The sequence below is a fragment of the Streptomyces sp. UH6 genome (genome assembly GCF_013421635.1).
GTDB classification, from domain to species: domain Bacteria; phylum Actinomycetota; class Actinomycetes; order Streptomycetales; family Streptomycetaceae; genus Streptomyces; species Streptomyces abyssomicinicus.
Map to the genome: position 1 here is coordinate 1 of NZ_JACADT010001320.1, position 1233 is coordinate 1233.

At 71.9% G+C, this 1233-nt stretch carries 1 protein-coding gene; it reads right to left on the bottom strand.

Features of this window, described 5'->3' with window-relative positions:
- Window positions 1-63: 63 nt before the first annotated feature.
- Complete coding sequence (locus HW445_RS31585) at window positions 64-999, bottom strand: alpha/beta hydrolase family protein (RefSeq protein WP_374939736.1); 936 nt, start codon at window positions 997-999, stop codon at window positions 64-66.
- Window positions 1000-1233: the final 234 nt, after the last annotated feature.

Below are 1233 nucleotides of genomic sequence, written 5' to 3' on the forward strand. Positions count from 1 at the left end.
GGCCCGCGCACGCCGAACGGCGGCCGCGCGCGATGCGCGGCCGCCGTCGACGGTTCCCCCGTCTCAGAAGGCGCAGGTGTTCCGGTAGTCGGAGACGTCGCTGAACAGGCCGGTGCTGGGGCCCGGACAGAGGAACTGGGAGTAGCGGGTGTCGTCGTCGACCCACCGCTTCAGCCAGGAGATGGAGTACTTCGCGATCGTCGTGTTCGACGTGTTGGGCGCGAAGTGGCTGGCGTTGTCCAGCTCGAGGTAGGCCTTCTCGGTGGACGAGGGCAGGTTGGTGTAGAAGGGGATGGAGTGCGAGGCCACCGGGGCGACCGCGTCGGACTCGGCCCCGACGATCAGGGTGGGTGTGCGGACCTCGGACCAGCTCTTGTCCAGGTTCCACGGGGTCATCGGGATGATGGCCTTGACGGAGGGACGGTCCTTGGCCGCCTCCAGGGTTCCGCCGCCGCCCATGGAGTGGCCCATCAGCGCGACCCGGCCGGCGTCGACGCGGGTGCGGGCGGAGCTGCGCTGGGTCAGGTAGTCGGCGGCCGCCAGCATCTGGTCGCCGCGGGAGGCGGGCTGGTCCATCGTGGTGACGGTGTCGATGGTGAACACCACGAAGCCCTGGGAGGCGAGACGCTCGCCGAGCCAGGAGATGGACGACTCGTAGGCGGTGAAGCCCGGCGTGATGACCACGGCGCCGAACGTGCCGTCGCTGGTGGTGGTCGGGTAGTAGATGGTGCCGCCGCCGAATCCGCTGACCAGCAGGGACGAGACGGAGGTGCTGGAGACCGAGTAGGGGCCGCGCAGCGCCTCGATGCTCGAGTTGGTCGGGGCCGGGCCGCGCTCGTAGGGGTTGTCGGCCGCGGTGGCGCCGGGGGCCGCCAGGGTGCTGAACGCGACCGCCGCGGCGACGGAGGCGGACAGGCCTGCGACGCGACCCAGACGGCGCCGGGTGTTGACCGGCGTGGGGTGGGCGTCGTTGGACGCGCTGCTCTGCGAGTGCTGCACGACGAGTCGTCCTCTCTGACGAGGCAGGCGCCTCGGCGGTCGCGGCACGCGTCGTCCTGACGTGTCCGCGCCTCGGCGGTGCTGCCGCTGACTGGCAACGCCACTGTCGGGCCGCTCGCCGGACGCGTACATCGGCAAAATCACCGGTGTCACCGCGCCGCCCGGTCGGGACGGGCGGGGCCATCCCTGGGACGTGTGCGCGGGACGGGGCAGGCGGTACGGGGCCGCCGCGTG